Below are 26,843 nucleotides of genomic sequence, written 5' to 3'. Positions count from 1 at the left end.
CTGACGCTCATGCATCCGCGCCAGTTGTCGCTCCAGCATCGACGGATAAGGCTCCATCAGTCGCTCGACGCAGCATGCGCCTTCCGGGCTGGCGATAGGGCGGATGCGGGCGCGCTGGCGGATCAGGGCGTCGTCGTTGATCTTGCGCTCCACCAGCAGCAGGTTGCGGCTGTGTTGCGACAGGGCCAGGGCGTCCTGGGCGGTTTCGGTCAGCAGCAGGTCGATCTGGCTCAGGCCGAACAGCCCGTCACCCAAGGTCAGGCCCAACTGCAATTGCAGGGTGATGCCGCTGTCGGCGACTTCGATCTGCAACTGGTGTCCCAGGGCTCTGAGCAACTCACCGCAGCAAATGGCGTTGGTGAGGTAGTCATCACCGCTGTCCTCGGTGTGGAACAGCATCAGCGTGCTGCCATCGTTCAGGGTGTGCAGTTGGCCCTGATACAGCGATGCGGCTTGATCGAGGCAGTCGCGGTAACGCTCAAGCAGTTCCTTCAGACGCGCCTGGGGCAGCCGGCGCAGTTGGTCCTGGGCGCCCAGTTGCACGGCCAGCACGGCACTGTGTTGGGGCAGGTCCGAGGCGACGGGTCTGGCGACCGATTGGGGCTCATCGGCGATTGAGTCGTCACGCAGGTCGGCGAAAGCATCGTCGTCTTCATCGTCCTCTACCGTGCGGACCACCCGGCGTGGCCCGGGCCTGGAGGCGGGTAGAGGTTGGCTTTCATCGAAGTCCGGGTCCCGCAGGTTACGCACTTCGAAACCTGGTTCGGCTTCGTCGTCACTGTAGTCGATGTCTTCAGGCTCCGGCACGGGGGCAGGTTCCGGGGCGAAGCTGGCGTGCAGTTGCCGAGCCAGATCGCCAATTTCGTCCTGGCGCTGGGTCGCTGGGGTGTGCTCGTCGATATCCCGCAGCCAGACCCGCAGTTGCAGCAATGGCGTAGAGATGTGCCGTCCCAGGCGCAAGCTCAAGGCCAGCGCCAGCGCCAGCAATATCGCGCTGAGGATGCCCATGCTTTGCAGGCTGATGGTCATCGGCTGCTGGAACTGGTCCATGTCCAGGCTGATGCGCAGTTGCCCGGCGGTCACGTCCTGGAAAGTGATCCTGCTCTGGTACATGCCGCCGGATTCGCCCAGCAGGCCCGGCTTGGGACGCTGGCCGGCTTCGGCGAGGATGCGGTTGTCCACGCTATAAATGGCGGCGTGGGCCACCAGTTTGTTTTTGGTGAGGTTGTTGAGCAGCACGTTGAGGCTGAGGATGTCGTTGGACACCAGTAGCTCGGTGGCGGACGTGGCGGTCTGCGTGGTCAGGCTCTCGCCCAGGGCGTCGGCCTGTTCGTGCATTGCCTGCTTGAACTGCAGGCCCATCACGCAGGCATAGATCACCAGGGCCAGGGCGACCAGGATCACGTTATGGCTGGCAATGCGCAATGCAATCGGCACGCGACGGTGGCGCAGTGCACGGAAGATCAGCAGAAAGAAATTGTCGGTTTTGACTGGCGTGGGCCGGTTCACTGAGCTCGGCTCTTTGTCCGTGAAATTGACGCGCAGTATAGCGACAGGCCCATGACCGGCAAAGCACCGACGGTGCCCGATGGTCACTGAAAGTGGGTAGAATGCGGTTTTTTTCCACCTGCGGGGGTGCGCCTTGCGCGAAATCGTCCTGATAAACATCACTGGCAGTGACCGTCCGGGTCTGACTGCGGCCATTACCGGCGTTCTGGCCCAGGGTGGTGTGAACATTCTCGACATTGGTCAGGCGGTGATTCACGACACACTGTCGTTCGGCATCCTGGTTGAAATCCCGGACGCCGAGCAAAGCAAGTCGGTGCTCAAGGACATCCTGTTCACCGCCTACAAGCTCGACCAACAGGTGCGTTTCACCCCGGTGTCCGAAGCCGATTACCAGCATTGGGTCAATGGCCAGGGCAAGAAGCGTCACATCGTGACCCTGTTGACCCGCAAGGTTACCGCCGAGCAATTGCAGCGGGTCAGTTCGATCACTGCCAAATACGACCTGAACATCGACCACATCGACCGTTTGTCCGGGCGCATGCCGCTGGATACGCCGGATGACAAGGGCAAGGGCTGCATCGAATTCTCCGTGCGCGGCGAGCCGGCCGATCCCCAGGCGCTGCGTGCCGAGTTCCTCAGCGTGGCCCAGGAGTTGAATGTCGACATCGCGTTCCAGGAAGACTCGCTGTTCCGCCGCAACCGTCGCCTGGCGGTATTCGACATGGATTCGACGCTGATTGAAGCCGAAGTCATCGACGAACTGGCCAAGGCCGCCGGCGTGGGCGACAAGGTGTCGGCCATCACTGAGCGAGCCATGGCCGGCGAGTTGGATTTTCGCGCCAGCTTCAAGGAGCGCCTGGCGCTACTCAAGGGGCTGGACGTCAGCGTGCTGGACTCCATCGGCGCTTCCTTGCGCCTGACCGAGGGCGCCGAAACCCTGTTCGCCGAACTCAAGCGTCTGGGCTACAAGACCGCGATCCTGTCCGGGGGCTTCACCTACTTTGCCAAGCAGTTGCAGGCCAAACTCGGCATCGACTACGTGTTCGCCAATGAACTGGAAGTCGTGGATGGCAAGGTCACGGGCGTGGCCGTCGAACCGATCGTCGATGCCCAGCGCAAGGCGGATCTGTTGCGCGAACTGGCCGAGAAGGAAGGCCTGCGCCTGGAACAGACCATCGCCGTCGGCGACGGCGCCAATGACCTGCCAATGCTGGCGATCGCCGGTCTGGGCGTGGCGTTCCGCGCCAAGCCGCTGGTCAAGCAGTCGGCCCGGCAGGCGATCTCCACCCTCGGGTTGGATGGCGTGTTGTATCTGCTGGGCTTCAGGGATCGCGACGGACAGCTCTGACTCAATTTCCTGTGGCAAGGGGATTTATCTGTGGGAGCAAGCTTTGCTCCCACAGAGAGCTCTCTCTTCACAAAGGGTTATGTATTGGCGGTCTAAAGCGACTTCCACAACGAATCAAAATCCCCTTCATTGTCGTGGCCATCTCCGGTGGTCGCTGAGTCTTCCTGTCGATAAGCAAACTGGTTGAAGCTGTGCGTGCTGGTCACCCGTCGGTCCAGGCTGGCGCGGCGTTCCTGGCCGTTGGTGTTGATCAGCACTTGCTGGCCTTCCTGGAAAGGCAGACGGGGCGCGATCATGGTGGGAGGCAGGTCAATGGCGCTGATCTCAGGCAGCAGCAGCCCTCGCAGGTAGTGACCATGCTCATCCTTCTCTCGTACCAGTTGCAGCCCGCAAGGCTGGGCATGGGGCGCGACCAGCTCGATACCCATTTGCATGGCGCCATTGCGCACTTGCCTGATCCAGCGCACCACGGCGATGCTCCAGGCTTGATCGTTAGTGTCGCGAATGCCGACCATTTCCCCGGCCTGCAGTTGCTCAGGCACCTCCTTCGGCCAGCCGAGGCAGTAACCTCCGGGGCTGTGATTGATGATGGGCAGGTCGTAGGTCGCGAAGTGGTGCTGGTTGTCGGAGCTGGCGCCGTCGTCATCGGCTGGATTGACCGGGTACTCGATTTCTTCATAGGGCAACAGATCACTGTCACCGGCCGCAGCTGCGTCGAAAGCCTGGCTCCAGGTGTCGTTGGTCTTGGTCGGTGTGGCCTCGAACCGGGCCTTGCGCGTTGCAGAGTCCTTGAGGATTTCGCTGAAAGAGCGCTCGCCGCCCAGGTAATAGTGCAAAGCGCTCATGCCCACGCAGAGCGTCAGCGTGCCGTTGCCCTCCGTGCGCTGGAAGCTGCGTTCGACCGCTTCGCCCCAGGCCGCTTGCAGGTGATGCAAGGTGTCGGCGTTCATTGCGCCAGGCACGGGCAAGGTGTGATCGTCGGGTTGCTCCAGATGAGTGGCAATGGCGCGCACCAGCGGCTGCGGATCGAAACCCAGCAGGCTGGGCTGTTGCTCGGCCCTGAACTTGGAGCGATAGCGCGGCCCGATATCCAGTTGCGGTGCAACGGCGAACAGGCTCGTGGCGGTGGTGGCCGGGTCCAGCGTGACCTTCTGACTCCAGGATTCGAGCACCTCGACGAGTCGCGCAATCTGGCCCTGGCGCAGTTGATTGCTGCGTGAGGTGCCCAGCAGCAGGGCGACCACGTAGGTTTGCTCGACATTCAACTGATGCACCTGGCTGGCCAGTTCATCGCTGACGCTGAGGTGTTGCAGCCGATGGTGGCAGGCGATTCGGTACAACTGATGCAAATCGAGCCACAGCCCTTCGGGTACCGGGCTATACAACTGGCTGATACGCAGCAGCGTGCCGTCCAGGGCATGCATCGCGCGTTGCAGCGCGGTGCTCAGCAGCCGGGCGCGGTCCTTGGAGTATTTCGGCGAGATGCGCGCGACGATCTGTTTGTAACCCATGGCCAATTGGGTTTGCAGGGCCTGGCACAGGTTGACGATCTTGCGCGAGCGCTCATCCAGAACGATGGCCTGTTGCAAAAAATGCCGCTCCAGGTGTTTGCAGACGTAATACACCTCGGGCCGCAACAATTCGAGCAGTAGCAGGCGATTCTCGCTGGGGGTGATCAGTTGGTTGAGTTCGCCGATGGCCTGGTACAGCAGGCGTGCGGTTTCGCCGATATTGGCCTTGGGCAGGTTGGCGATCCAGCGCTTGAGGTCGCGCGGCGTGGCGTCGCAGAACGACAGGCGCGACTGGGTCGGTGTCAGAACGCGCGAAAGCTGGAGAGGGCTGGTCTCATTCATGCCGTGGATGGGCTCCGGCGGGAAATGAAAGGGATGTTCCCAACTCTAGCAGCTGACAGAGAAGCGCGCCGCGCTGGATGTGCTGTGGGAGCCAAGCTTGCTCGCGATGCAGGCGCCGCGGTCTTTGTTTCAGACTGCGTTATCGTTCATCGCGGGCAAGCCTTGCTCCCACAGGCCGGCTTCCAAGGGCGTGAATCAGGCTTTTGGCAATGCCAACCCCTGGCCCATCTGCACCGGCGAACCGGCCACCAGGTCTTCGACCCATTGCACCTGATTCGGGCCGAACAGCACGATGGCGGTCGATCCCAGTTTGAAGCGGCCCAGCTCGGCGCCTTTCTCCAGGTGGATCGGCGCCCGGGCGGCTTCGTCGTAACGGAAGGTTTTCAGTTCGCGCTTGGGTGGCGTCACCAGGCCGGCCCAGACGGTTTCGATGGACGCAACGATCATCGCGCCCACCAGCACCACGGCCATCGGCCCGCGCTCGGTGTCGAAAATGCACGCCACGCGCTCGTTACGGGCGAACAGTTCCGGAACGTTTTCGGCGGTGGTCTGGTTCACCGAGAAAATCCGTCCCGGGATGTAGACCATTTCCCGCAGGGTGCCGGCCAGTGGCATGTGCACGCGGTGATAGTCCTTGGGCGACAGGTAGATGGTGGCGAAATCGCCGCCCATGAACGGCGCTGCGTTGGCTGCATCGCCGCCCAGCAGTTCCAGCACGCTGAAGCTGTGGCCCTTGGCTTGGAATACCCGGCCGTGCTCGATGGGGCCGAGTTGGCTGACGGCACCGTCGGCGGGGCTGAGGATCGCTCCCGGAGTCTGGTCCAGCGGGCGGGCGCCTTCTTTCAGCGCTCGGGTGAAGAACGCATTGAAGTGCTCGTAGGCCGTGAGGTCTTCGACCAGTGCCTGGGACATGTCCACCTGATAACGTTTGGCGAACCATTGGGTGAAGGCGTTCTTGAACCAGTGCACGCGGCATTCGGCAATGCAGCCGGCCAGCCGAGACAGCAGGTGGTGGGGTAGCAAGTATTGGCTGAGGATGAACAAGCGGTTTTTCATTAACTGTCCTTAAGAACCTTCAGAGCTCGATGGGGGTATCAGGGTGGTTGCCCCATTCGCCCCAGGAGCCGGCATAGCCTTTGACTCGCGGATAACCGAGCGCCTTGGCCACCAGATAGGTGAAGCCAGAGCGGTGGTGGGTCTGGCAATGGGTGATGATTTCTTTGTCAGGCGTGATGCCCAACTGTTCGAGGATCTGCGGCATGTCGCTGCGGATGCGCAGGTTGCGTGCCTGATCCATGCCGGCGGTCCATTCGAAGTTGATCGCGCCGGGAATATGTCCGCCCCTGGCTGCGACGACTTTCTCGCCGGAATATTCCAGCGGCCCGCGTGCGTCCCAGATCGCCAGGTCAGCGGCACCGAGGCGGCTTTGCAGGTATTCGCGGGTGGCGGTGGGTTCATCATGCAGTGTCAGGCTCACCGGGCCTGTGGCGGGCGGCGGCACTTCAGTGGACACCGGCAGGCCTTCGTCCAGCCACGACAGCAAACCACCGTCGAGGTAGTGGTAGTTCGAATGGCCGATCACATCCAGCAGCCAGATAAAGCGCCCGGCCCAGCCACCGCCTTCATCGTCATAGACCACGTAGACCGCATTCGGGTTGTGCCCCAGTTCGCCGAACAGCGTCTCGAGGTCGGCTTTTGCTGGCAACAGGCCTGGTGCCGGGGGCTGGCCCAGTTGGGTGCGCTTGGGGTCGACGAAGCGTGCGCCAGGGATGTGCCCGGTGCTATAGCGGGCGGCGCTGGTCAGGTCCACCAGAATCAGTTCGCGGGCGTCGAGGCGCGACAGCAGGTCGCTCGGCTCGATTACCAGCGGCAAGCCAGAGAAGTCAGGCATGTGAGGTCTCCAGGGGCGCAAAGGGAAAAGATTGTATCAAGATCAGCGACCGCGGTTGGTAAAGCTGTGCAAGGCGCGTTCGATACACTGCACGGTTTTACCGAAGGCTTGCACCGTCACGTCCGAGAAGGGCCCGCCGCCCTGGTCCACCGCCACCAGCATGATCACCCGGCTGTTGCAGGTCAGTGAACGCAACAGCAGGTGTTCGCCGCGAAACAGGCTGCGCAGGCCCGGCGGCAGCAACGCCGAAAACTGAGCGTTGTTGTCCGGGTTCAGGCGAACCTGGGCCTGCTGGGCCTGCAACCGTTGCAACACTTTGCTTTGGCTGATGGAAAAACTCATGGCCGCCGCTTCTTTGGGCAGGCCGGCGATCTGATGCACGCGCAGGCTGGTCTGGCTGCGGTCGGCCATCAGAATCATCACTCGCCGCATGCCGCATGCCACCAAGGCGTCCCGTGCCGAGGTGGTCAGGTGCATGGCGTTGCTGAACGGGCTCGGTTCCAGCAGCAATTCGGCGCATTGCTTGCGCCACTGGGTCAGGTCTTCGGCGCTGGGCGGGGCGGCCGGCAGCAGCCCCGGGTGGACGCGTCGGCTGCCCCAGGGCCAGATCAACGCCACAGCCGGATGCCAGAGGTCCGGCATGGTGTTGTGGCGGGCACTGATGACGGCTTGCTGGTGCAATTGCTGCTGGACGTCATCCATGGACATCTGCAGATACAAACTTGTCAGATATTGCCAGCGGGTGCTGTGAGGGCCGTCCCACGCCTGTTGCGCTGAAAGGGCCAGGCCGTTGGCTAGCAGCACTGTGTTGGCTGGCTGATTGAGCCAGCGCCGCAGGGTCGGGTCATCGTCCAGGCGATTCTGCTGGCGCAGCGGGTGTTCACTGTCCCGGGCGATGCGTAGGACTTTCACCAGCTCGCGGCGTTCGTTGAGCAGCAGGCGGTAGCCCTGCGCCACCCAGACCGGCAGGCGCCAGGTCTCTACCAGCACCAGGCAGATTTTCAGCAGGCTGACGCCGAACAGCTCGCGCTCCACTTTGCTCGCTGACTGGCCTTTATGGATAACCCGCAATTCCCACTCGCCCAGCAATCCCGGATGAGTCAGGGCCAGCGGCCAGAGCGGTGACAGAAACAGCAGGCTGCCCCAGTGGATGTCTTGCCATAGCCGCGCCAGGCGGCTGGCAAAAAAACCATTGGCCTGTTGCGTTGCGTGCTGGCTGATCAATTGCAGTTGGCGCAGCGCGAGGGGGATTTGCTGTTCCGGCAACGAGGGCAGTCGGGCGAGCAGTTCTTCGGTGCGCTTGAGGCCGAGGCGGTTGATGGCCACTTCGAGATTTTCTGCCGGTTCGGCAAAGTTGCCATGGGTGTGATGGTTGGCTTCACGAATGACGCTCAGCGCCAGGGCGGGGCTGTCCTGGATCAGCTCGGCAATATCGCGCAGTGAGCGGCGGCTGTCGGCAATGGCTTTGCAGACCAGGTCATGACTGGCTTGCGGCACTGGCAGATGGACGCCCTCGAGCAGCTTGACCCAGCCTTCGAGCGTGTTCGGTCGTGGAGTTGGAACCTTCGTTTCATTAGCCATGGCTGGACGCGATCATCATAGGGAGTATCTACGCCCGGAACGGGGCAAATTGGCTTTTCGCCTGAACTGGCTATAGTCTGGCGCAGTTTTGCCGATAAGTAGAAGAAGAGATTTTTCAGCTTCCGAATATGACCTTGAACCCGACTTAAATAAGTACTTTCTATCTATGGCTAAAATTATCGGCATCATTGTCGTGTTCGCGAGCGTTCTGGGCGGATACGTGCTCTCCCATGGCAAGATTGCCGCCCTGGTCCAGCCCTTTGAGGTCTTGATCATCGGCGGCGCGGCCCTTGGCGCATTCCTGCAAGCCAACCCCGGCTACATGACGATGCACGTGCTCAAGAAGTCCTTGAGCATGTTCGGCTCGCGTTTCAGCCACACTTTCTACCTTGAGGTGCTGGGGCTGATCTACGAGATCCTCAACAAGAGCCGCCGCGAAGGCATGATGGCGATCGAAGGGGATATCGAAGACGCAGCGTCCAGCCCGATCTTCGCCAAGTACCCCACGGTGCTCAAGGATGAGCGCATGACGGCGTTCGTCTGTGATTACCTGCGCATCATGTCGTCCGGCAACATGGCTCCCCATGAGCTCGAAGGCCTGTTCGACATGGAACTGTACAGCCTCAAGGAAGACCTGGAGCACCCGTCTCACGCGGTCAACGGCATCGCCGACGGCATGCCGGGTTTCGGTATCGTCGCGGCGGTATTGGGCATCGTGGTGACCATGGCCTCCCTGGGCGAAGGCGACCAGGCATCTATCGGCCTGCACGTAGGTGCGGCACTAGTAGGTACCTTCTTCGGTATTCTCGCCGCGTATGGCTTCTTTGGCCCGTTGGCCCATTCCCTGGCCCACGACGCCAAGGAAGAACTCAATGTCTACGAAGCCATCAAGGCATCGCTCGTGGCCTCGGCTTCGGGCATGCCTCCATCGCTGGCTGTGGAGTTCGGTCGCAAGGTCCTGTACCCGGCGCACCGTCCAAGCTTCGCCGAGTTAGAACAAGCGGTTCGCGGTCGCTAAGATGGAAAACAACCAGCCGATCATTATCAAGCGCGTCAAGCGCATAGCCGGCGGGCATCACGGGGGCGCCTGGAAAATCGCCTTCGCCGACTTCGCGACGGCGATGATGGCGTTCTTTCTGGTGCTGTGGCTGCTGTCCACCGCGACTCCAGAGCAGAAAATCGCCATCGCCGGTTATTTCAAGGACCCGGTGGGTTTTTCCGAAAGCGGCACGCCGTACATCATCGACCTGGGCGGCTCGCCGGTCCTGGCGCCGGAAAACACCCTCAACCCTGAAGTCGAATCCCAGCCTCAGCCCGACAAGGCGAAGGTAGACGCCAATGACGCCGAAGGCATGGCCGAGGAGGTCGAGCGCGAGCGTCTGGAGTTGTTGCTGCAAGAGTTGCAGAACAAAGTCGAAGAGAACCCTCAACTGCAGAAGTTCAAGGACCAGATCCTGTTCGAAATCACGCCGAACGGCTTGCGCATCCAGATCATGGACGCCGAGAACCGTCCGATGTTTGACTCTGGCAGCGCGCGCCTGAAACCTTATTTCGAAGATATTCTGCTGGCCATGGCCGACACCATCAAAGCGGTGCCGAACAAGATCAGCATCAGTGGTCATACCGATGCCAAGCCCTTCATCGGCAAAGGCGATTTCGGTAACTGGGAACTCTCCGCCAATCGCGCCAATGCGGCTCGTCGGGCCCTGGTGGCCGGCAGTTATCCGGACGAGCAGGTGGCGCGGGTGGTCGGTTATGCCTCCTCGGCGCTGTTCGACCGCAAAGACCCGTTCAACCCGGTCAACCGGCGGATCGATATCGTGGTGTTGACCAAGAAGGCCCAGAAAGCCATCGAAGGTTCGCAAACCGATGACCCGGCGCCGGACCCGGCCCAGGGCGCCGGCGCGCCGGGTGAAGTGCCGGGTACGCCCGGCGCGGCGGCGGATCCGAACGCATTGCCGGCGGACCAGCAGCCTGTTCCCGCCCATGAGGTACGTGAGCGTCTGAATCTGTTCGATGATCTCGCGCCGAAACCGGCCGAGCCGCCTGCGCAGTGACCTGACTGGCGAGCGTAAACCTGTGGCGAGGGGATTTATCCCCGTTGGGCTGCGAAGTAGCCCCTCTTTTTTCATCTGATATTCGGGGTGATAAAGGGGGGGGGCGCTTCGCGCCCCAGCGGGGATAAATCCCCTCGCCACAACTGTGTCCGGCTTGTCTTCCTTTCGGATCAGTAACTGCTTTCCGGCAAGCTGGCGATGATCGAGCGATAGCTGTTCATCCGTTGCTGCTGCACACGACCGTCTTCCAGCGCCTTGAGCAGGGCGCAACCGGGTTCGCGGTCGTGCTTGCAGTCGCGGAAACGGCAGGTGCCGATCAGGTCGTTGAACTCGATGAACCCCGCTTCCACATCGGCTCGGCTGACGTGGCCCAGGCCAAACTCGCGGATGCCCGGCGAGTCGATCAATTCACCGCCGCCGGGGAAGTGGAACAACCGCGCAGTGGTGGTGGTGTGAGTGCCCTGGCCGGACAGCTCGGACAGCGGCCCGACGCGCGTCTCGACTTCCGGCAGCAGGCTGTTGACCAGCGACGACTTGCCGACACCGGACTGGCCGACAAACACGCTGATGCGCCCGTCCAGTTGTTCCTGCAATTTCTCCATGCCATCGCCGTGGTGAGCCGAAACCTCCAGCACCGGGTAGCCCAAGTGCCGATAGACCGAGAGCAGTGCGTTCAGCGCCGGGGCGTTGTGTTCGTCGATCAGGTCGAATTTGTTGAGCAGCAACAAGGGGCGGATGCCGGCGTGTTCGGCCGCGACCAAATAGCGGTCGATCAGGTTGGCGTGGGGCTCGGGTAGCGGGGCGAAGACGATGACGATCATGTCGACGTTGGCCGCCACCGGCTTGAGCTGGCCTCGGCTGTCCGGACGGCACAGTTCGGTGTGGCGCGGCAGTTGAGCCACGATCACGCCGATGCCTTGGTTGCCGGCACGCCAGACCACCTGATCACCAGTGACCAGGGCCGGCAGGTTGGCTCGCAGGTGGCAGCGGAATACCTGGCCGGCCAATTCGCCTTCACGGGCCTCGACCTCGACCTGTACACCGAAGTGCGCGATCACCAGACCGGTCTGTTCAGGGCCCAGATCGCCGCCCTCCAGCGCTTGTACCGCGCTGGATTCGCGTTTGGCGGCGCGGGCGGCGCGCTCGCCCTGAATCTTTTCGATGCGCCAGTTTTGACGACGATTGAGTTGGCGTTTGGCCATGGGTGTTCCGTATGAAGAATGCAGCGATTAGGTAAAAACGGCCGCGAGTTTAGCACGCTCAAGGCCCAGCCTCGGGTTTGAACGAAAAGTCGCCGAGCAGCGAGCAGGCAGGGCGAAAACAGGCGAGGAAGCGGCGTTGACTGGTGGTCAATGAGCATTCCGAGGCTGTTTTCAACGCAGCATGATCGTCGCGCAGGCACTTTTCGTTCAAAGCCTAAGCTAAACTGCGCAGCTACGCCGAGGAGCTCCCCCATGCAGAACCCGCAGAACCTGATCTGGATCGACCTTGAAATGACCGGTCTGAACCCGGACACCGACGTCATCATCGAAATGGCCACCATCGTCACCGACAGTGATCTCAACACCCTGGCCGAAGGCCCTGTGATCGCGATCCATCACAGCGACGAGGTCCTGGCGGGTATGGACGAGTGGAACACTCGCCAGCACGGCGGCTCAGGCCTGACCCAACGGGTGCGCGAGAGCAAAATCAGCATGGCTGAGGCCGAAGCCCAAACCATCGCCTTTCTTGAGCAGTGGGTGCCCAAGGGCAAGTCACCGATCTGTGGCAACAGCATCTGCCAGGATCGTCGCTTTCTCTATACCCATATGAAATCCCTGGAAAGCTACTTTCACTACCGCAACCTGGACGTCTCCACCCTCAAGGAACTGGCCGCCCGCTGGGCACCTGAGGTGCGTGACAGCTTCCAGAAGGGCGGCAGCCACCTGGCCCTGGACGATATCCGCGAGTCCATCGCCGAGCTGCAGCACTACCGTAAGCACTTCATCAAGTTCTAAGTCGGCTCCTCGGCTGTTGTGCGAGCACGCTTTTGTGGCGAGGGAGCAAGCTCCCTCGCCACAGGGGTAGTTTGAACGGGCGGCATGGCGCTCAGGCAGAAGACGGTGTCGCGCCCTCTTTTGGTGCCTGCCCAAACTGGCTAGACTGCGCGCCTTCCTGCAAGGACCGCCATCATGTTGCTGATGCTTTACCTGATCGCCATCACCGCCGAAGCCATGACTGGGGCTTTGTCTGCCGGGCGTCGTGGCATGGACTGGTTTGGCGTGGTGCTGATCGCCTGCGTCACCGCGTTGGGTGGCGGCTCGGTGCGCGATGTGCTGCTCGGTCATTACCCGCTCACCTGGGTCAGGCACCCGGAATATCTGGTGCTGACCACCGCGGCGGCGATGCTGACGGTGATCCTGGCGCGTTGGATGCGCCATTTGCGCTCGTTGTTCCTGGTGCTTGACGCCGTGGGCCTGGTGGCGTTCACCCTGATCGGCTGCATGACCGCCCTGGAAATGGGCCATGGCATGTTGGTGGCTTCGGTCAGTGGCGTGATTACCGGCGTTTTCGGTGGCATCCTGCGTGACATTTTTTGCAACGATATCCCGCTGATCTTCCGTCGCGAGCTCTATGCCAGCGTTTCGTTTGCCGCGGCGTGGTGCTACATGCTGTGTGTCTATCTGCAGTTGCCGAGCGAGCAGGCGATCCTCATCACCTTGTTCGGCGGTTTCCTGTTGCGGCTCCTGGCGATCCGCTTTCACTGGGAAATGCCGAAGTTCGTCTACAACGACGAGGTCTGACGCTCGGCGTGTTGGCGCAACGCCCACTCCACATGCTCGCGCACCAGTTCCGATGGGTAATCGCGCCGCGCTTCAAGCGCTTGCATGACCGGGATGGTTGAAGGTGCATTTCCCAGCCCCACCGCCAGGTTGCGCAACCAGCGTTCGTACCCGGCGCGGCGCAGGGGCGAGCCCTCGGTACTGCTGAGGAATTTTTCCTCGTCCCACATGAACAACTCGGCCAACCCGGCGTTGTCCAGGTTGTGTCGCGGTTTGAAGTCGCTTTCTCCGGACGGTCGGGCGAAGCGGTTCCACGGGCAGACGATCTGGCAGTCATCGCAACCGAACACCCGGTTGCCGATCAATGGCCGCAGTTCCTCGGGGATGGCGCTTTTGAGTTCGATGGTGAGGTAGGAAATGCAGCGTCGGGCATCCAGGACGTAGGGGCCGACGAAGGCATTCGTAGGGCAGATGTCCAGGCATGCGGTGCATTTTCCGCAGTGTTCGCTGGCGTGGGGCGGGTCAACCGGCAGCGGCAGGTCGACAAACAGCTCGCTCAAGAAGAAGTAGCTGCCGGCCTTGCGGTTCAGTACCAGGGTGTTTTTACCGATCCAGCCCAGCCCTGCCTGCTCGGCGATGGCTTTTTCCAGCACCGGTGCGCTGTCAACGAAGGCGCGATAACCGAAGGGGCCAATGACCGCCTGAATTTTTTCTGCCAGTTGCTGCACGCGTTTACGGATCAATTTGTGGTAATCGCGGCCCAATGCATAACGCGAGACGTAGGCTTTTTCCGGTTGGCCGAGCATCTGCGCCATTTGCGTGTCGCCCGGCAGGTAGTCCATGCGCAGGGAAACCACACGCAATGTGCCCGGCACCAGTTCCTCGGGGTGCGAGCGTTTGCTGCCGTGGGCGCCCATGTAGTCCATCTCGCCGTGATAGCCCGCGTCGAGCCAGCGCTGCAAATGTTGCTCATGCACGGCCAGGTCCAGGCCGCTGATGCCGACTTGCTGGAAACCCAGCTCGCGGCCCCAGTCCTTGATGGATTGGGCGAGGGCGGGGAGGTCTGTGGGAATGACGGGCATGAGGCGAGAGAAACCGGAGCTGAGATGCGTATAATTCTGCCAGACATCGGAGCCCGAAGACGCATGCCGCACACTAAAGATGATTTTCCCGACGCGCTGTACAGTGCCGCGCAGGTTCGGGCCCTTGACGCACAGCTGATTGCGGCAGGCACGACTGGCTTCGAATTGATGCAGCGAGCCGCCCGCGCCACCTGGCGCGCCATTGTCCGGCACTGGCCAGACGCCAGCGAGCTGACCGTGCTGGCCGGGCATGGCAACAACGCCGGCGACGGTTATCTGGTGGCGACCCTGGCCCGCCGTGCCGGCTGGTCAGTGCGGGTGCTGACGGTGGGTGAGCCCCGGCGTTTGCAGGGGGATGCCGCCAATGCCCACGCCGAGGCGGTGGCGGTGGGTGTGCCGGTGGAGCCATGGTCGGACGAGTCCGACTTGCGCGGCGTGCTGCTCGACGCCTTGCTCGGCACGGGATTGAGTGGCGAAGTACGCGAGCCCTACGTTCGGGCAATCGACACCATCAATGTCAGTGGCCTGCCAGTGGCCGCGGTGGATATCCCTTCGGGGCTGTGTGCCGACACGGGACGGGTGCTGGGTACGGCAGTGACGGCCGACCTGACCGTAACCTTTATCGGCCTGAAGCTGGGCCTGTTCACAGGCGATGCGGCGGACCGGGTCGGTGAACTGATATTCAATGATCTGCATGCCGATCCCGACATCGTCGAGGCGGCGCCGGCCACGGCCCGGCTTCTGCAGCCCGCTAATCTGCCGGGTCTGACGCCGCGCGCGCGCACATCCCACAAAGGCAAGTTCGGTCATGTTCTATTGATCGGCGGCGATCGAGGTTTTGGCGGGGCTATCCAGATGAGCGCCGAGAGTGCCCTGCGTTGCGGCGCGGGGATGGTGTCCATGGCCACTCGCAACGAGCATGTGTCCGCTGCGCTGACGCGTTTACCCGAAGTCATGGTGCAGGGCACCCACTCAGCAAACCAATTGATGGGGTTGCTTGAGCAGGTCAGTGTGTTGGTGGTGGGGCCGGGCCTCGGTCAGGCTGCGTGGGGACGTAGCTTGTTGTCGGCGGCGGCCAACGCATTGCTGCCCCAGGTGTGGGATGCCGATGCGCTGAACCTGCTGAGCAGTGGCGCGGTCAGTTTGCCCGCGCACTGTGTGATCACCCCTCATCCGGGCGAGGCGGCGCGGCTTCTGGGTATCTCCACGGCTCAGGTGCAGGCCGATCGTCCGGCGGCGGCCCACGCATTGAGCAAACAATACGCGGCCACAGTGATTCTCAAAGGCGCTGGCAGCCTGATTGCCAGTCCAGACGGTCGCCTGTCGGTTTGTAGCCAGGGCCATCCGGCCATGGCCACGGCAGGCCTCGGGGATGTACTGGCCGGGGTGGTCGGTGCGTTGCTCGCCCAAGGCATGGATGGCTTTGACGCCGCCTGCCTGGCGGTGTGGCTGCATGCCAATGCCGGTGCGCAAGCCGGTCAGTCGGGCCGGGGATTGGCGGCGACCGATCTGATCCCGGCCATTCGTCAGTTGTTGGAGGAGCATTCACCGTGTCTGAAGTAACCCTGTACGTGGCGGACGAACAAGCCATGACGCAATTGGGGGCGCGCATTGCGCGTACCACGGCAGGCCATGGTCTGATTTTTCTGGAGGGCGACCTCGGCGCGGGAAAAACCACCTTGTCCCGCGGCATTATTCGTGGCCTGGGACACGTCGGCGCAGTGAAAAGCCCTACGTTCACGTTGGTTGAACCCTACGAAATCGGCGACATTCGTGCCTTCCATTTTGACCTGTACCGACTGGTGGACCCTGAAGAGTTGGAATTCCTCGGTATCCGCGATTACTTCGAAGATGACGCCTTGTGTCTGATCGAATGGCCCCAGAAGGGTGCAGGCTTTTTGCCAAAGCCCGACCTGACCATTACCATTGGCGCGCAGAACGGCGGGCGTTCGTTGATACTGACGCCGCAAGGCTCGCGTGGCGAGTCGTGGTGTGCCGCTTTGGCACTGGAAACTAATTGATGATGGGGTTTGGTATGCGCTTTCGCGCGGTGGTTGCTGTCGTAGGAATGTTGCTTACGGCACTGGCCGTCGATGCTGTGGCACAGACGAAGGTCAGCAGCGTTCGTCTGTGGCGGGCGCCGGACAATACTCGTCTGGTGTTCGACCTGACGGGGCCGGTGCAGCACAGCGTATTCACCCTGACCGCTCCGGATCGCCTGGTGATCGACATCAATGGCGCATCCCTGGGGGCGCCGCTGACAGCCGCCACCGCCAACACGCCGATCACGGCCATTCGCTCGGCTCAGCGCACGCCGACTGACCTGCGGGTGGTCGTCGATCTGAATAAGGCGGTGACCCCGAAAAGTTTCACCCTGGCGCCCAACGCCCAGTACGGCAACCGACTGGTGGTGGACTTGTTCGACAACCCGGGCGATGCCGCGCCACCGCCTGCGCCGCCGACCAAAGTCGCCACAGTGCCGGCGGTGCCGGTCACGCCGACCGAGCCTGCTCTCAAGCTACCGCCGGCGCCTTCCGGCAAGCGCGATATCATCGTTGTGATCGATGCCGGTCACGGGGGGGAGGACCCGGGTGCCTCTGGCTCGCGAGGGCAGCGTGAAAAGGACGTGGTGTTGTCCATCGCCCGTGAGTTGCAGCGCCAGGTCAATGGTATGAAGGGCTTTCGCGCGGAACTGACCCGTACCGGAGACTATTTCATCCCCTTGCGTGGCCGTACCGAAATCGCCCGCAAGAAGGGCGCGGACCTGTTCGTCTCGATCCATGCCGACGCCGCCCCTTCAAAAGCCGCGTTCGGGGCCTCGGTGTTTGCCCTGTCTGACCGGGGGGCCACCTCCGAGACCGCCCGTTGGCTGGCTGACAGCGAAAACCGTTCCGACCTGATTGGCGGTGCCGGTAACGTCAGCCTCGATGACAAGGACCGCATGCTCGCCGGCGTGCTGCTCGATTTGTCGATGACCGCCTCGCTGACGTCCAGCCTGAACGTCGGTCAAAAAGTCTTGAGCAACATTGGGCGTGTCACGCCGCTGCACAAGCGACGCGTCGAGCAGGCGGGGTTCATGGTGCTCAAGTCGCCGGATATCCCGTCGATTCTGGTGGAAACCGGGTTCATCTCCAACGCCAACGAAGCCTCGAAGCTGACATCCTCCAGCCACCAACAGGCCCTGGCCCGTTCCATCAGCAGCGGCGTGCGACAGTTCTTCCAGCAGAACCCGCCACCGGGCACCTACATCGCCTGGCTACGAGACTCCGGCAAGATCGCCCAGGGGCCGCGAGACCATCGGGTCAATCCTGGCGAAACCCTGGCAATGATCGCGGTGCGCTATCAGGTGTCGCCCGCGTCGTTGCGCAGTGCCAATAATCTCAAGAGCGACGAGCTCAAGATCGGCCAGACCCTGACCATTCCCGGCAATGAAGTGGTGGTCAAGCAATGAGCGATGAACTGACCGGCAGCACTGCCCGCATCGAACTGCTCAGCCCCCGGCTGGCGAACCAGATCGCCGCCGGTGAGGTGGTCGAGCGTCCGGCGTCGGTGATCAAGGAGTTGTTGGAGAACAGCCTCGACTCCGGGGCCCGGCGCATCGATGTGGATGTCGAGCAGGGCGGTGTCAAGCTGCTGCGTGTGCGCGATGACGGTGGCGGCATTCCTGCCGACGACCTGCCGTTGGCCCTGGCGCGCCACGCCACCAGCAAGATCCGCGATCTGGAAGACCTCGAGCGGGTCATGAGCCTGGGGTTCCGTGGCGAGGCGCTGGCCTCCATCAGTTCGGTGTCGCGCCTGACGCTCACCTCGCGTACCCGCGAAGCCGACCAGGCCTGGCAGGTCGAGACCGAAGGCCGGGACATGGCCTCTCGCGTCCAGCCCGCGGCCCATCCGGTGGGCACCTCGGTGGAAGTGCGCGACCTGTTCTTCAATACCCCGGCGCGGCGCAAGTTTCTCAAGGCCGAGAAGACCGAATTCGATCATTTGCAGGAAGTCATCAAGCGTCTGGCGCTGGCGCGTTTTGACGTGGCGTTCCATTTGCGCCACAACGGCAAGACCATCCTCAGCCTGCACGAGGCCCATGATGATGCGGCCCGTGCTCGACGCGTCGGCGCGGTATGCGGTGCCGGGTTCCTGGAGCAGGCTCTGCCCATCGAAGTGGAGCGCAATGGCCTGCACCTGTGGGGCTGGGTCGGGCTGCCGACTTTTTCTCGCAGCCAGGCGGACTTGCAGTACTTTTACGTGAACGGGCGGGCGGTGCGCGACAAGCTGGTGGCCCACGCGGTGCGCCAGGCCTATCGCGACGTGTTGTTCAACGGTCGGCATCCAACGTTCGTGCTTTTTTTCGAAGTCGATCCCGCGGTGGTGGACGTCAACGTGCATCCCACCAAGCATGAAGTACGCTTCCGTGACGGGCGCATGGTGCACGATTTCCTTTACGGCACCTTGCACCGCGCCTTGGGTGATGTGCGCCCCGAAGATCAATTGGCGGCACCGGCGGCAGTTGCCGGCATGGTCCGGCCAACGGGGCTGGAGGCTGGCGAATTCGGGCCTCAGGGCGAAATGCGCCTGGCCGCCAACGCACTGCTGGAGCAACCCCAGCCCCAGCCGACCTACAACGCCGCCGGGACCGGCGCGGGCAGCGGTTACCAGTACCAATACACCCCGCGTGCGCAATCGAGCGTGCCCGCCGCCGAAGCTCAGGCGGCTTATCGCGAGTTCTTCAAGCCCCTGCCTGAGGCCGGTGCGGCGGCGTTGCCGGACGGCCAGGGTGACATTCCGCCACTGGGTTATGCCCTGGCGCAGCTCAAAGGCATCTATATCCTCGCGGAAAATGCCCAAGGCCTGGTTCTGGTAGACATGCATGCCGCCCACGAGCGGATCATGTACGAGCGCCTGAAGATCGCCATGGCCAGCGAAGGCCTTAGCGGGCAACCGCTATTGGTGCCTGAATCCCTGGCGGTCAGCCAGCGTGAGGCCGATTGCGCCGAGGAGCATGTGAGCTGGTTCCAGCGCCTGGGCTTTGAGCTGCAGCGCCTGGGCCCGGAAACCCTGGCGATCCGGCAGATCCCGGCGTTGTTGAAACAGGCCGAGGCCAACCGACTGGTCAGCGACGTGCTGGCGGACCTGATGGAGTACGGCACCAGCGACCGGATCCAGGCGCACCTGAACGAACTGCTCGGCACCATGGCCTGCCACGGCGCAATCCGCGCCAACCGGCGTCTGGCCTTGCCGGAAATGAACGGCCTGCTGCGGGATATGGAAAACACCGAGCGCAGCGGCCAATGCAACCATGGCCGGCCGACCTGGACCCAACTGGGCCTGGACGACCTGGACAAACTGTTCCTGCGCGGTCGTTGATGAGCCAGTTACCACCTGCGATCTTTCTGATGGGGCCGACCGCAGCCGGCAAGACCGACCTGGCCATTGAGTTGACCAAAGTGCTGCCCTGCGAGCTGATCAGCGTCGATTCGGCCTTGGTCTACCGGGGCATGGACATCGGCACGGCCAAGCCGTCAAAAGAGCTGCTGGCCGAGTTCCCGCACCGACTGATCGACATCCTGGATCCGGCCGAAGCTTACTCGGCAGCGGATTTTCGTCGCGATGCCCTTCAGGCCATGGCCGACATCACCGCCAGAGGCAAGATTCCGCTGCTGGTGGGCGGCACGATGCTGTACTACAAGGCTCTGGTCGAGGGGCTGGCGGACATGCCGGCTGCCGATCCCAACGTGCGCGCGCAGATCGAAGAAGAGGCTGCACGCCTTGGCTGGCAAGCCCTGCATGAGCAACTGGCGGTCATCGACCCGGAGTCGGCGGCCCGCATTCACCCCAACGACCCGCAACGGCTCAGCCGGGCGCTGGAGGTCTATCGGGTCAGCGGGCAGAGCATGACGGCCCTGCGACAGCGACAATCTGCGCAAAGTACTGAAGCAGCCGCTTCGGGAATGCAACAATTGCCCTATACTGTCGCCAATCTGGCCATCGCTCCGGCGAACCGGCAAGTGCTGCATCGGCGAATTGAACAAAGATTCACATTAATGTTGGAACAGGGATTCATAGACGAGGTCGTAGCCCTGCGTGAGCGAAGTGACCTGCATGCCGGGTTGCCGTCTATACGTGCGGTGGGTTATCGACAGGTCTGGGACTATCTGGACGGCAAGCTGACGTCAGCCGAGATGCAGGAGCGTGGAATCATTGCCACGCGCCAATTGGCGAAACGCCAGTTCACCTGGCTGCGGAGCTGGACTGACTTGCATTGGCTTGACAGTCTTGATTGCGACAATCTGCCGCGCGCCTTGAAATACCTTGGGACCATCTCCATATTGAGCTGAGTCCTTGCAATTGCCGTCTATCCTTGGGGGTGTGACGGCCCAAGCCATCTGATTCCGATTTTAATTATTGATCCTTAAAGGAGTGCGGCACATGTCAAAAGGGCATTCGCTACAAGACCCTTACTTGAACACTTTACGTAAAGAGAAAGTTGGGGTGTCCATCTATCTGGTCAACGGGATCAAACTGCAAGGCCATATCGAGTCTTTCGACCAGTTCGTCATCCTGTTGAAAAACACCGTCAGCCAGATGGTCTACAAGCACGCGATCTCGACAGTAGTGCCTGTGCGTGCGATTCGTCTGCCTAGCGCAACCGAATCCGAAGCCGGTGACGCTGAACCGGGTAACGCTTGATAGGAGTCTCCTTTGTTCTTTGAGCGCCACGGTGGGGGTGAGCGGGCCATTCTCGTTCACTTGGATGGACAAGACCCTGAGGCGCGCGAAGATCCGCAGGAGTTTCAGGAATTGGCACTTTCGGCCGGCGCCGAGACCGTCGCGTTTTTTAACGTGCCGCGTCATCGGCCAACCGCCAAATACCTGATAGGTAGCGGCAAGGTCGAGGAATTGCGCGACCTGGTCAAAACCGAGCAGGTCGACCTGGTGATTTTCAATCACATCCTCACGCCCAGTCAGGAACGTAACCTCGAGCGTGTGTTCGAGTGTCGCGTGATCGACCGGACGGGGTTGATTCTCGATATCTTCGCCCAACGCGCCCGCACTCATGAAGGCAAGCTCCAGGTCGAACTGGCCCAGCTTGAGCACATGAGTACGCGACTGGTTCGTGGCTGGACCCACCTTGAGCGGCAGAAGGGGGGTATCGGTCTGCGCGGTCCGGGTGAGACCCAGCTGGAAACCGACCGGCGCCTGCTGCGGGTTCGCCTGCGCCAGATCAAGGGGCGTCTGGAAAAGGTCCGCAGCCAGCGCGAGCAATCCCGGCGTGGCCGCAAGCGTGCTGATATCCCGACGGTTTCATTGGTGGGTTACACCAACGCCGGCAAATCGACGCTGTTCAATAACGTGACCCAGTCCGATGTCTACGCCGCCGACCAGTTGTTCGCCACGCTCGATCCGACCCTGCGCCGGCTCGATCTGGACGACCTCGGGCCGATTGTGCTGGCCGACACCGTGGGCTTCATTCGGCATTTGCCGCATAAGCTGGTGGAGGCTTTCCGGGCTACGCTCGAAGAGTCGAGCAACTCCGACCTGCTGCTGCACGTGATCGATGCCGCCGAGCCGGACCGGATGCTGCAGATCGAGCAGGTCATGGTGGTGCTGGGCGAGATCGGAGCCCAGGACTTGCCGATCCTCGAGGTATACAACAAACTCGATTTGCTCGAAGGCGTGGAGCCGCAGATCCAGCGTGATGCCGATGGCAAACCGCAGCGGGTCTGGTTATCGGCCCGCGACGGCTCCGGCCTCGACCTGCTCAAGCAGGCCGTGGCGGAGCTGCTGGGCAACGACTTGTTTGTTGGCACGCTGAAGTTGCCGCAACGTTTCGCTCGGCTGCGGGCCCAGTTCTTTGAGCTCGGAGCGGTGCAGAAAGAAGAACACGACGAAGAAGGCGTCTGCCTGCTGGCGGTTCGCCTGCCTCGGGCGGAGCTCAATCGACTGGTCAGTCGCGAAGGGCTGCAGCCGATGGAATTCATCGAGCAACACACTTTGCAATAAAAGCCTGAGAAAGCTGTGTCAGGCATTCTGTAGCATTGGTCGGCGCGCCGTGGGTGCGTCTTTGCTTTATCAGATGGAGAGCGCTATGGCTTGGAATGAGCCGGGTGGCAACTCGAATAATCAGGATCCCTGGGGTGGAAAACGTCGTAACAACGGCGACCGCAAAGGGCCGCCGGATCTCGACGAGGCCTTCCGAAAGCTGCAGGAAAGCCTGAACGGTTTGTTCGGTGGTGGTAAGAAACGCGGTGACGATGGTGGTGGCCGTTCGGGCAAGGGTGGCGGTTATGGCCTGCTCGGCATTGGTCTCGTCGTGCTCGCGGCTGTCTGGCTGTACAGCGCGGTATATGTCGTGGACGAGCAGGAGCAGGCCGTGGTGCTGCGCTTTGGCAAGTACTACGAAACTGTCGGTCCGGGTCTGAACATCTATTTCCCGCCGATCGACAAGAAGTTCATGGAAAACGTCACGCGTGAGCGTGCCTATACCAAGCAGGGCCAGATGCTCACCGAAGACGAGAACATCGTCGAAGTGCCGCTGACCGTGCAATACAAGATTTCCAATCTGCAAGACTTCGTACTGAACGTCGACCAACCGGAAATCAGCCTGCAGCACGCCACTGAAAGTGCCTTGCGTCATGTGGTGGGCTCTACCGCCATGGACCAGGTGCTGACTGAAGGTCGTGAGTTGATGGCCAGCGAAATCAAGGAGCGCCTGCAAAGGTTCCTCGATACCTATCGCACCGGTATCACCGTTACCCAGGTCAACGTTCAGAGCGCAGCGGCACCGCGTGAAGTCCAGGAAGCCTTCGATGACGTGATCCGTGCCCGTGAAGACGAGCAGCGTTCGCGCAACCAGGCCGAGACCTACGCCAACGGCGTCGTGCCGGAAGCCCGTGGTCAGGCCCAGCGCATCATTGAAGATGCCAACGGTTACCGCGACGAAGTGGTCTCCCGCGCCAAGGGTGAGGCGGATCGCTTCACCAAACTGGTGAGCGAGTATCGCAAGGCGCCTGAAGTCACCCGCGAGCGTCTGTACCTGGACACCATGCAGGAAGTCTTCAGCAACACCAGCAAGGTCCTCGTGACCGGCAACAAGAACGGCCAGAGCAATCTGCTGTACTTGCCGCTGGACAAGATGGTCGAAGGCGGTCGTAAAACCGGCACGCCACCGTCCAGCACGGCAGCGGCCAGCAATGAAGCCAATGCCCGCGCGGCGGCGGAGCAGCAGCAACAGCAAGCACGTACCAGGGAGAGTCGCTGATGAGCAATAAATCGCTGATCGCCCTTATTGTCGGTGTCGTCGTGGCGATCGCTGCCTGGAACTGCTTCTACATCGTGGCTCAGACCGAGCGTGCGGTGTTGCTGCAATTCGGTCGCGTGGTCCAGGCGGATGTCCAGCCGGGCCTGCATGTGAAAGTGCCGTACGTCAACAAGGTGCGTAAGTTCGATGCCCGCCTGATGACACTGGATGCACCGACACAACGCTTCCTGACGCTGGAAAAGAAAGCCGTGATGGTGGACGCCTACGCCAAGTGGCGCGTGAAAGATGCCGAGCGCTTCTACACCGCGACTTCCGGTCTCAAGCAGATTGCCGACGAGCGTCTGTCCCGTCGTCTTGAGTCGGGCCTGCGTGACCAGTTCGGTAAGCGTACGCTGCATGAAGTCGTGTCTGGTGAGCGTGATGCGCTCATGGCCGACATCACTCGTTCGCTGAACGCGATGGCGGAAAAAGAGCTGGGTATCGAAGTTGTCGATGTCCGGGTCAAGGCCATCGACCTGCCCAAGGAAGTGAACCGCAGTGTGTTCGAGCGGATGAGCACCGAGCGTGAGCGTGAAGCTCGCGAGCACCGCGCCAAGGGTAACGAGCTGGCTGAAGGCATCCGTGCCGACGCCGATCGTCAGCGCCGCGTATTGCTGGCCGAAGCCTACCGTGAATCGGAAGAGCTGCGCGGTGACGGTGATGCCCAGGCCGCTGCGATCTACGCCAAGGCCTATGGTCAGGATCAGGAGTTCTACGCGTTCTACCGTAGCCTGCGTGCCTACCGTGAAAGCTTTGCGGACAAATCCGACGTCCTGGTCCTTGACCCAAGCAGTGACTTCTTCCAGTACCTGGAAAAGTCCAAGCCTTGATGCGACGTTGACCTGAAGCACTCCGCCCGGCGGCTAAAGCGTCGGGCGGGGTGATCCTTTGGGAAAACGTGTGTATGATGCGGCAGCCGGGAAATTCCCGGCTTTTTTGCGTCTGCACGTTCGATTGCGGTTTTTGTTGCAGGCGTCGGGTTGAACGGCTCGACAGGTTTTTCGAGGAAAGTGCTTGGCGAGGCCGACTACAGGCCATTCGTCACGTTGCTCATGCGCGGGGTTTGCGCATGGGGCGGGCATTTTCTGCTTCACTCAAGGCTTGCCCGAGGGCTGGCCGCCCGGACCATAGGGGAATGGCGTAATGGCAACGGTAGACCGCTGGCTGCTGCCAGATGGCATCGAAGAAGTACTGCCACCGGAAGCTGCGCGTATTGAAGTAGCGCGTCGGCAGGTGTTGGATCTGTTCCAGAGCTGGGGTTACGAATTCGTCGTTACCCCGCATATCGAGTACCTGGAATCCCTGCTGACCGGCGCGGGCCAGGACCTGGATCTGCGCACCTTCAAGGTTATCGACCCGCAGTCGGGCCGGCAGATGGGCTTTCGTGCCGACATCACGCCGCAAGTGGCGCGTATCGACGCCCACACCCTGCGTCGTGAAGGTCCGAGCCGTCTGTGCTATGCCGGCAGTGTGCTGCACGCCCAGCCGCGCGCCCTGTCGTCTTCGCGCAGTCCGATCCAGCTGGGTGCCGAGTTGTATGGCGATGCGAGCCCGAGCAGCGACGTGGAAGTCATCAGCCTGATGCTTGCCATGCTGCAACTGGCCGACGTACCGGATGTCCACATGGACCTGGGCCACGTCGGCATCTATCGTGGCCTGGCGCGTGCGGCCAGTTTGTCCGGCGAAGTGGAGCAGCAGTTGTTCGATGCCTTGCAGCGCAAGGCCATCGATGAAGTGATCAGTCTGACCGAAGGCCTGCCGGCCGATCTGTCCGGCATGTTGCGGGCGCTGGTGGATCTGTGCGGAGGCCGCGAAGTGCTGGCCGCTGCCCGCGAGCGGCTGGCCCATGCGCCGGCACCGGTGCTCGCGGCACTGGACGATTTGCTGGCGATTGCCGAGCGGCTGTCGGTGCGTTTCCCCGAGTTGCCGCTGTACTTCGACCTGGGTGAACTGCGCGGTTATCACTACCACACCGGTGTGGTGTTCGCGGTGTTCGTGCCGGGGGTTGGCCAGTCCATCGCTCAGGGCGGTCGATACGATGATATTGGCGCCGACTTCGGTCGTGCCCGTCCGGCGACCGGCTTCTCTACCGATTTGAAAACCCTGGTGACCCTGGGGCGTGCTGAAGTCGAGCTACCGTCTGGCGGTATCTGGATGCCTGACAGTACGGATGCAGCACTCTGGCAGACGGTCTGCCAGTTGCGCAGTGAGGGTCAGCGTGTCGTCCAGGCCTTGCCTGGGCAGCCTTTGGCCGCCGCCCGTGAAGCGGACTGCGACCGGCAATTGATTCAGCAGAACGGGCTTTGGCAAGTATTGCCGCTGGCTTCTTGAGTTTTCCTGCCGGCCGCGGCCGGCACCAAGTTTGCGCGAATGAGGACAAGTGTTATGGGTAAGAATGTCGTAGTCCTGGGCACCCAGTGGGGTGATGAGGGCAAAGGCAAGATCGTTGATCTGCTGACCGAACATGCTGCCGCCGTAGTGCGCTACCAAGGTGGCCACAACGCAGGTCACACCTTGGTGATCGACGGTGAGAAAACCGTACTGCACCTGATTCCGTCGGGCGTGTTGCGCGAAGGCGTGCAGTGCCTGATCGGCAACGGGGTGGTGGTTGCCCCTGACGCCTTGTTGCGGGAAATCATCAAGCTGGAAGAGAAGGGCGTACCGGTGCGCGAGCGCCTGCGTATCAGCCCGTCCTGCCCGCTGATCCTGTCCTATCACGTTGCGCTGGACCAGGCCCGCGAAAAGGCCCGTGGCGAGCTGAAGATCGGCACCACCGGTCGCGGCATCGGCCCGGCCTACGAAGACAAGGTGGCCCGTCGTGGCCTGCGCATCGGTGACCTGTTTCACCGTGAGCGCTTCGCCGCCAAGCTGGGCGAGTTGCTGGACTACCACAACTTCGTTCTGGTCAATTACTACAAAGAGCCGGCCATCGACTTCCAGAAGACCCTGGATGAGTGCATGGAGTACGCCGAGCTGCTCAAGCCGATGATGCTCGACGTCACTGCCGAGCTGCACGAGTTGCGTCGCGCGGGCAAGGACATCATGTTCGAAGGCGCCCAAGGGTCGCTGCTGGACATCGACCACGGTACCTATCCGTACGTCACCAGTTCCAACACCACTGCCGGCGGCATCGCCACGGGTTCGGGTTTCGGCCCGATGTACCTGGATTACATCCTGGGCATCACCAAGGCATACACCACTCGCGTCGGTTCGGGTCCGTTCCCGACCGAGCTGTTCGATGATGTTGGTGCGTTCCTGGCCAAGCGCGGCCATGAGTTCGGCGCCACCACTGGTCGTGCCCGTCGTTGCGGCTGGTTCGATGCCGTCATCCTGCGTCGCGCCATCGACGTCAACAGTATCTCGGGCCTGTGCCTGACCAAGCTGGACGTACTGGACGGCCTGGAAACCATCAACATCTGCGTGGGCTACAAGAATCAGGACGGCGCGGTCATCGACGCACCGACT

At 61.9% G+C, this 26,843-nt stretch carries 23 protein-coding genes; 16 read left to right on the top strand and 7 right to left on the bottom strand.

What is annotated here, in order from left to right:
• Positions 1 to 1,509: AhpA/YtjB family protein (locus tag GSM73_RS21295; protein WP_160893888.1), on the bottom strand; the 1,509-nt coding region annotated here is incomplete at its 3' end.
• 133 nt (positions 1,510 to 1,642) lie between these two features.
• Here GSM73_RS21295 and serB point away from each other — a divergent pair.
• Positions 1,643 to 2,857 (top strand): phosphoserine phosphatase SerB, encoded by a 1,215-nt coding sequence (serB, locus tag GSM73_RS21290; RefSeq protein WP_076382904.1) that lies wholly within the window; start codon positions 1,643 to 1,645, stop codon positions 2,855 to 2,857.
• Positions 2,858 to 2,949: 92 nt separating this feature from the next.
• Here the strand turns inward: serB and GSM73_RS21285 are convergent, their stop codons facing one another.
• The 4 genes from GSM73_RS21285 to GSM73_RS21270 all read right to left on the bottom strand — a co-directional run bounded on the left by GSM73_RS21285 (position 2,950) and on the right by GSM73_RS21270 (position 8,182).
• Positions 2,950 to 4,710 carry a molecular chaperone gene (locus GSM73_RS21285; RefSeq protein WP_160893742.1) on the bottom strand — a complete coding sequence of 587 codons (1,761 nt, stop codon included), beginning with the start codon at positions 4,708 to 4,710 and terminating at the stop codon, positions 2,950 to 2,952.
• A 195-nt stretch (positions 4,711 to 4,905) separates the two neighbouring features.
• On the bottom strand, positions 4,906 to 5,766 hold the full coding sequence (gene asd / locus GSM73_RS21280) for an archaetidylserine decarboxylase (RefSeq protein WP_160893740.1): 861 nt from the start codon (positions 5,764 to 5,766) through the stop codon (positions 4,906 to 4,908).
• 19 nt (positions 5,767 to 5,785) lie between these two features.
• Entirely contained in the window at positions 5,786 to 6,601 is an 816-nt protein-coding gene (locus tag GSM73_RS21275; RefSeq protein WP_076382902.1) for a rhodanese-like domain-containing protein, read from the bottom strand.
• 42 nt (positions 6,602 to 6,643) lie between these two features.
• Positions 6,644 to 8,182, bottom strand: coding sequence for an HDOD domain-containing protein (locus GSM73_RS21270; protein ID WP_160893738.1), 1,539 nt, complete (start codon positions 8,180 to 8,182; stop codon positions 6,644 to 6,646).
• A 166-nt stretch (positions 8,183 to 8,348) separates the two neighbouring features.
• Between GSM73_RS21270 and motA the strand changes: the two genes are divergently transcribed.
• Positions 8,349 to 9,200, top strand: coding sequence for a flagellar motor stator protein MotA (gene motA, locus GSM73_RS21265; RefSeq protein WP_047227299.1), 852 nt, complete (start codon positions 8,349 to 8,351; stop codon positions 9,198 to 9,200).
• 1 nt (position 9,201) lies between these two features.
• Complete coding sequence (motB, locus tag GSM73_RS21260) at positions 9,202 to 10,239, top strand: flagellar motor protein MotB (protein WP_160893736.1); 1,038 nt, start codon at positions 9,202 to 9,204, stop codon at positions 10,237 to 10,239.
• A gap of 170 nt (positions 10,240 to 10,409) precedes the next feature.
• Here the strand turns inward: motB and rsgA are convergent, their stop codons facing one another.
• On the bottom strand, positions 10,410 to 11,441 hold the full coding sequence (gene rsgA / locus GSM73_RS21255; protein WP_047227301.1) for a small ribosomal subunit biogenesis GTPase RsgA: 1,032 nt from the start codon (positions 11,439 to 11,441) through the stop codon (positions 10,410 to 10,412).
• A gap of 252 nt (positions 11,442 to 11,693) precedes the next feature.
• On the opposite strand from rsgA, the gene orn reads away from it, so the two are divergent.
• Both orn and GSM73_RS21245 read left to right on the top strand, forming a co-directional pair.
• Positions 11,694 to 12,236, top strand: a complete 543-nt coding sequence (gene orn, locus GSM73_RS21250) for an oligoribonuclease (protein WP_047227302.1) — start codon at positions 11,694 to 11,696, stop codon at positions 12,234 to 12,236.
• Positions 12,237 to 12,407: 171 nt separating this feature from the next.
• Positions 12,408 to 13,022: a trimeric intracellular cation channel family protein gene (locus tag GSM73_RS21245; RefSeq protein ID WP_171061284.1), complete on the top strand. Its 615-nt coding sequence runs from the start codon at positions 12,408 to 12,410 to the stop codon at positions 13,020 to 13,022.
• On the opposite strand, the gene queG is transcribed toward GSM73_RS21245, so the two are convergent.
• Positions 13,004 to 14,083, bottom strand: a complete 1,080-nt coding sequence (gene queG / locus GSM73_RS21240; RefSeq protein ID WP_047227304.1) for a tRNA epoxyqueuosine(34) reductase QueG — start codon at positions 14,081 to 14,083, stop codon at positions 13,004 to 13,006. The genes GSM73_RS21245 and queG overlap by 19 nt on opposite strands.
• Positions 14,084 to 14,146: 63 nt before the next feature.
• Here queG and GSM73_RS21235 point away from each other — a divergent pair, with 63 nt between their 5' ends.
• From GSM73_RS21235 to GSM73_RS21185, 11 genes are all read left to right on the top strand, one after another.
• A complete protein-coding gene (locus GSM73_RS21235; protein ID WP_047227305.1) occupies positions 14,147 to 15,646 on the top strand; it encodes a bifunctional ADP-dependent NAD(P)H-hydrate dehydratase/NAD(P)H-hydrate epimerase in 1,500 nt (499 codons plus the stop codon).
• Positions 15,634 to 16,104, top strand: a complete 471-nt coding sequence (gene tsaE, locus GSM73_RS21230) for a tRNA (adenosine(37)-N6)-threonylcarbamoyltransferase complex ATPase subunit type 1 TsaE (RefSeq protein ID WP_047227306.1) — start codon at positions 15,634 to 15,636, stop codon at positions 16,102 to 16,104. Before GSM73_RS21235 ends, tsaE begins: the two co-directional genes overlap by 13 nt.
• A complete protein-coding gene (locus GSM73_RS21225; RefSeq protein ID WP_047227307.1) occupies positions 16,104 to 17,534 on the top strand; it encodes an N-acetylmuramoyl-L-alanine amidase in 1,431 nt (476 codons plus the stop codon). Before tsaE ends, GSM73_RS21225 begins: the two co-directional genes overlap by 1 nt.
• Positions 17,531 to 19,444 (top strand): DNA mismatch repair endonuclease MutL, encoded by a 1,914-nt coding sequence (gene mutL / locus GSM73_RS21220; protein ID WP_076382898.1) that lies wholly within the window; start codon positions 17,531 to 17,533, stop codon positions 19,442 to 19,444. The genes GSM73_RS21225 and mutL overlap by 4 nt, the downstream gene beginning before the upstream one ends.
• Positions 19,444 to 20,415 (top strand): tRNA (adenosine(37)-N6)-dimethylallyltransferase MiaA, encoded by a 972-nt coding sequence (gene miaA / locus GSM73_RS21215; protein ID WP_160893734.1) that lies wholly within the window; start codon positions 19,444 to 19,446, stop codon positions 20,413 to 20,415. The genes mutL and miaA overlap by 1 nt, the downstream gene beginning before the upstream one ends.
• Positions 20,416 to 20,506: 91 nt before the next feature.
• A complete protein-coding gene (hfq, locus tag GSM73_RS21210) occupies positions 20,507 to 20,767 on the top strand; it encodes an RNA chaperone Hfq (RefSeq protein WP_047227310.1) in 261 nt (86 codons plus the stop codon).
• A 12-nt stretch (positions 20,768 to 20,779) separates the two neighbouring features.
• Positions 20,780 to 22,081 carry a ribosome rescue GTPase HflX gene (hflX, locus tag GSM73_RS21205; RefSeq protein WP_160893732.1) on the top strand — a complete coding sequence of 434 codons (1,302 nt, stop codon included), beginning with the start codon at positions 20,780 to 20,782 and terminating at the stop codon, positions 22,079 to 22,081.
• A gap of 85 nt (positions 22,082 to 22,166) precedes the next feature.
• Positions 22,167 to 23,339, top strand: a complete 1,173-nt coding sequence (gene hflK / locus GSM73_RS21200; RefSeq protein ID WP_047227312.1) for an FtsH protease activity modulator HflK — start codon at positions 22,167 to 22,169, stop codon at positions 23,337 to 23,339.
• Positions 23,339 to 24,208, top strand: coding sequence for a protease modulator HflC (gene hflC / locus GSM73_RS21195; protein WP_047227313.1), 870 nt, complete (start codon positions 23,339 to 23,341; stop codon positions 24,206 to 24,208). The genes hflK and hflC overlap by 1 nt, the downstream gene beginning before the upstream one ends.
• 313 nt (positions 24,209 to 24,521) lie before the next feature.
• Entirely contained in the window at positions 24,522 to 25,709 is a 1,188-nt protein-coding gene (locus GSM73_RS21190; protein ID WP_160893730.1) for an ATP phosphoribosyltransferase regulatory subunit, read from the top strand.
• A gap of 54 nt (positions 25,710 to 25,763) precedes the next feature.
• Positions 25,764 to 26,843: adenylosuccinate synthase (locus tag GSM73_RS21185; protein ID WP_160893885.1), on the top strand; the 1,080-nt coding region annotated here is incomplete at its 3' end.

The organism is Pseudomonas sp. PICF6, assembly GCF_009831705.1.
GTDB classification, from domain to species: Bacteria; Pseudomonadota; Gammaproteobacteria; order Pseudomonadales; family Pseudomonadaceae; genus Aquipseudomonas; species Aquipseudomonas rhizophila.
This window is presented reverse-complemented; position numbering and strand designations above follow the sequence as displayed.

Excerpts from the sequence above, each read along its gene's own strand:
- GSM73_RS21285 (WP_160893742.1), bottom strand. The coding sequence starts at position 4,710 with ATGAATGAGACCAGCCCTCTCCAGCTTTCGCGCGTTCTGACACCGACC.
- asd (WP_160893740.1), bottom strand. The coding sequence starts at position 5,766 with ATGAAAAACCGCTTGTTCATCCTCAGCCAATACTTGCTACCCCACCAC.
- GSM73_RS21275 (WP_076382902.1), bottom strand. The coding sequence starts at position 6,601 with ATGCCTGACTTCTCTGGCTTGCCGCTGGTAATCGAGCCGAGCGACCTG.
- GSM73_RS21270 (WP_160893738.1), bottom strand. The coding sequence starts at position 8,182 with ATGGCTAATGAAACGAAGGTTCCAACTCCACGACCGAACACGCTCGAA.
- motA (WP_047227299.1), top strand. The coding sequence starts at position 8,349 with ATGGCTAAAATTATCGGCATCATTGTCGTGTTCGCGAGCGTTCTGGGC.
- motB (WP_160893736.1), top strand. The coding sequence starts at position 9,202 with ATGGAAAACAACCAGCCGATCATTATCAAGCGCGTCAAGCGCATAGCC.
- rsgA (WP_047227301.1), bottom strand. The coding sequence starts at position 11,441 with ATGGCCAAACGCCAACTCAATCGTCGTCAAAACTGGCGCATCGAAAAG.
- orn (WP_047227302.1), top strand. The coding sequence starts at position 11,694 with ATGCAGAACCCGCAGAACCTGATCTGGATCGACCTTGAAATGACCGGT.
- queG (WP_047227304.1), bottom strand. The coding sequence starts at position 14,083 with ATGCCCGTCATTCCCACAGACCTCCCCGCCCTCGCCCAATCCATCAAG.
- GSM73_RS21235 (WP_047227305.1), top strand. The coding sequence starts at position 14,147 with ATGCCGCACACTAAAGATGATTTTCCCGACGCGCTGTACAGTGCCGCG.
- GSM73_RS21225 (WP_047227307.1), top strand. The coding sequence starts at position 16,104 with ATGATGGGGTTTGGTATGCGCTTTCGCGCGGTGGTTGCTGTCGTAGGA.
- mutL (WP_076382898.1), top strand. The coding sequence starts at position 17,531 with ATGAGCGATGAACTGACCGGCAGCACTGCCCGCATCGAACTGCTCAGC.
- miaA (WP_160893734.1), top strand. The coding sequence starts at position 19,444 with ATGAGCCAGTTACCACCTGCGATCTTTCTGATGGGGCCGACCGCAGCC.
- hfq (WP_047227310.1), top strand. The coding sequence starts at position 20,507 with ATGTCAAAAGGGCATTCGCTACAAGACCCTTACTTGAACACTTTACGT.
- hflK (WP_047227312.1), top strand. The coding sequence starts at position 22,167 with ATGGCTTGGAATGAGCCGGGTGGCAACTCGAATAATCAGGATCCCTGG.
- hflC (WP_047227313.1), top strand. The coding sequence starts at position 23,339 with ATGAGCAATAAATCGCTGATCGCCCTTATTGTCGGTGTCGTCGTGGCG.
- GSM73_RS21190 (WP_160893730.1), top strand. The coding sequence starts at position 24,522 with ATGGCAACGGTAGACCGCTGGCTGCTGCCAGATGGCATCGAAGAAGTA.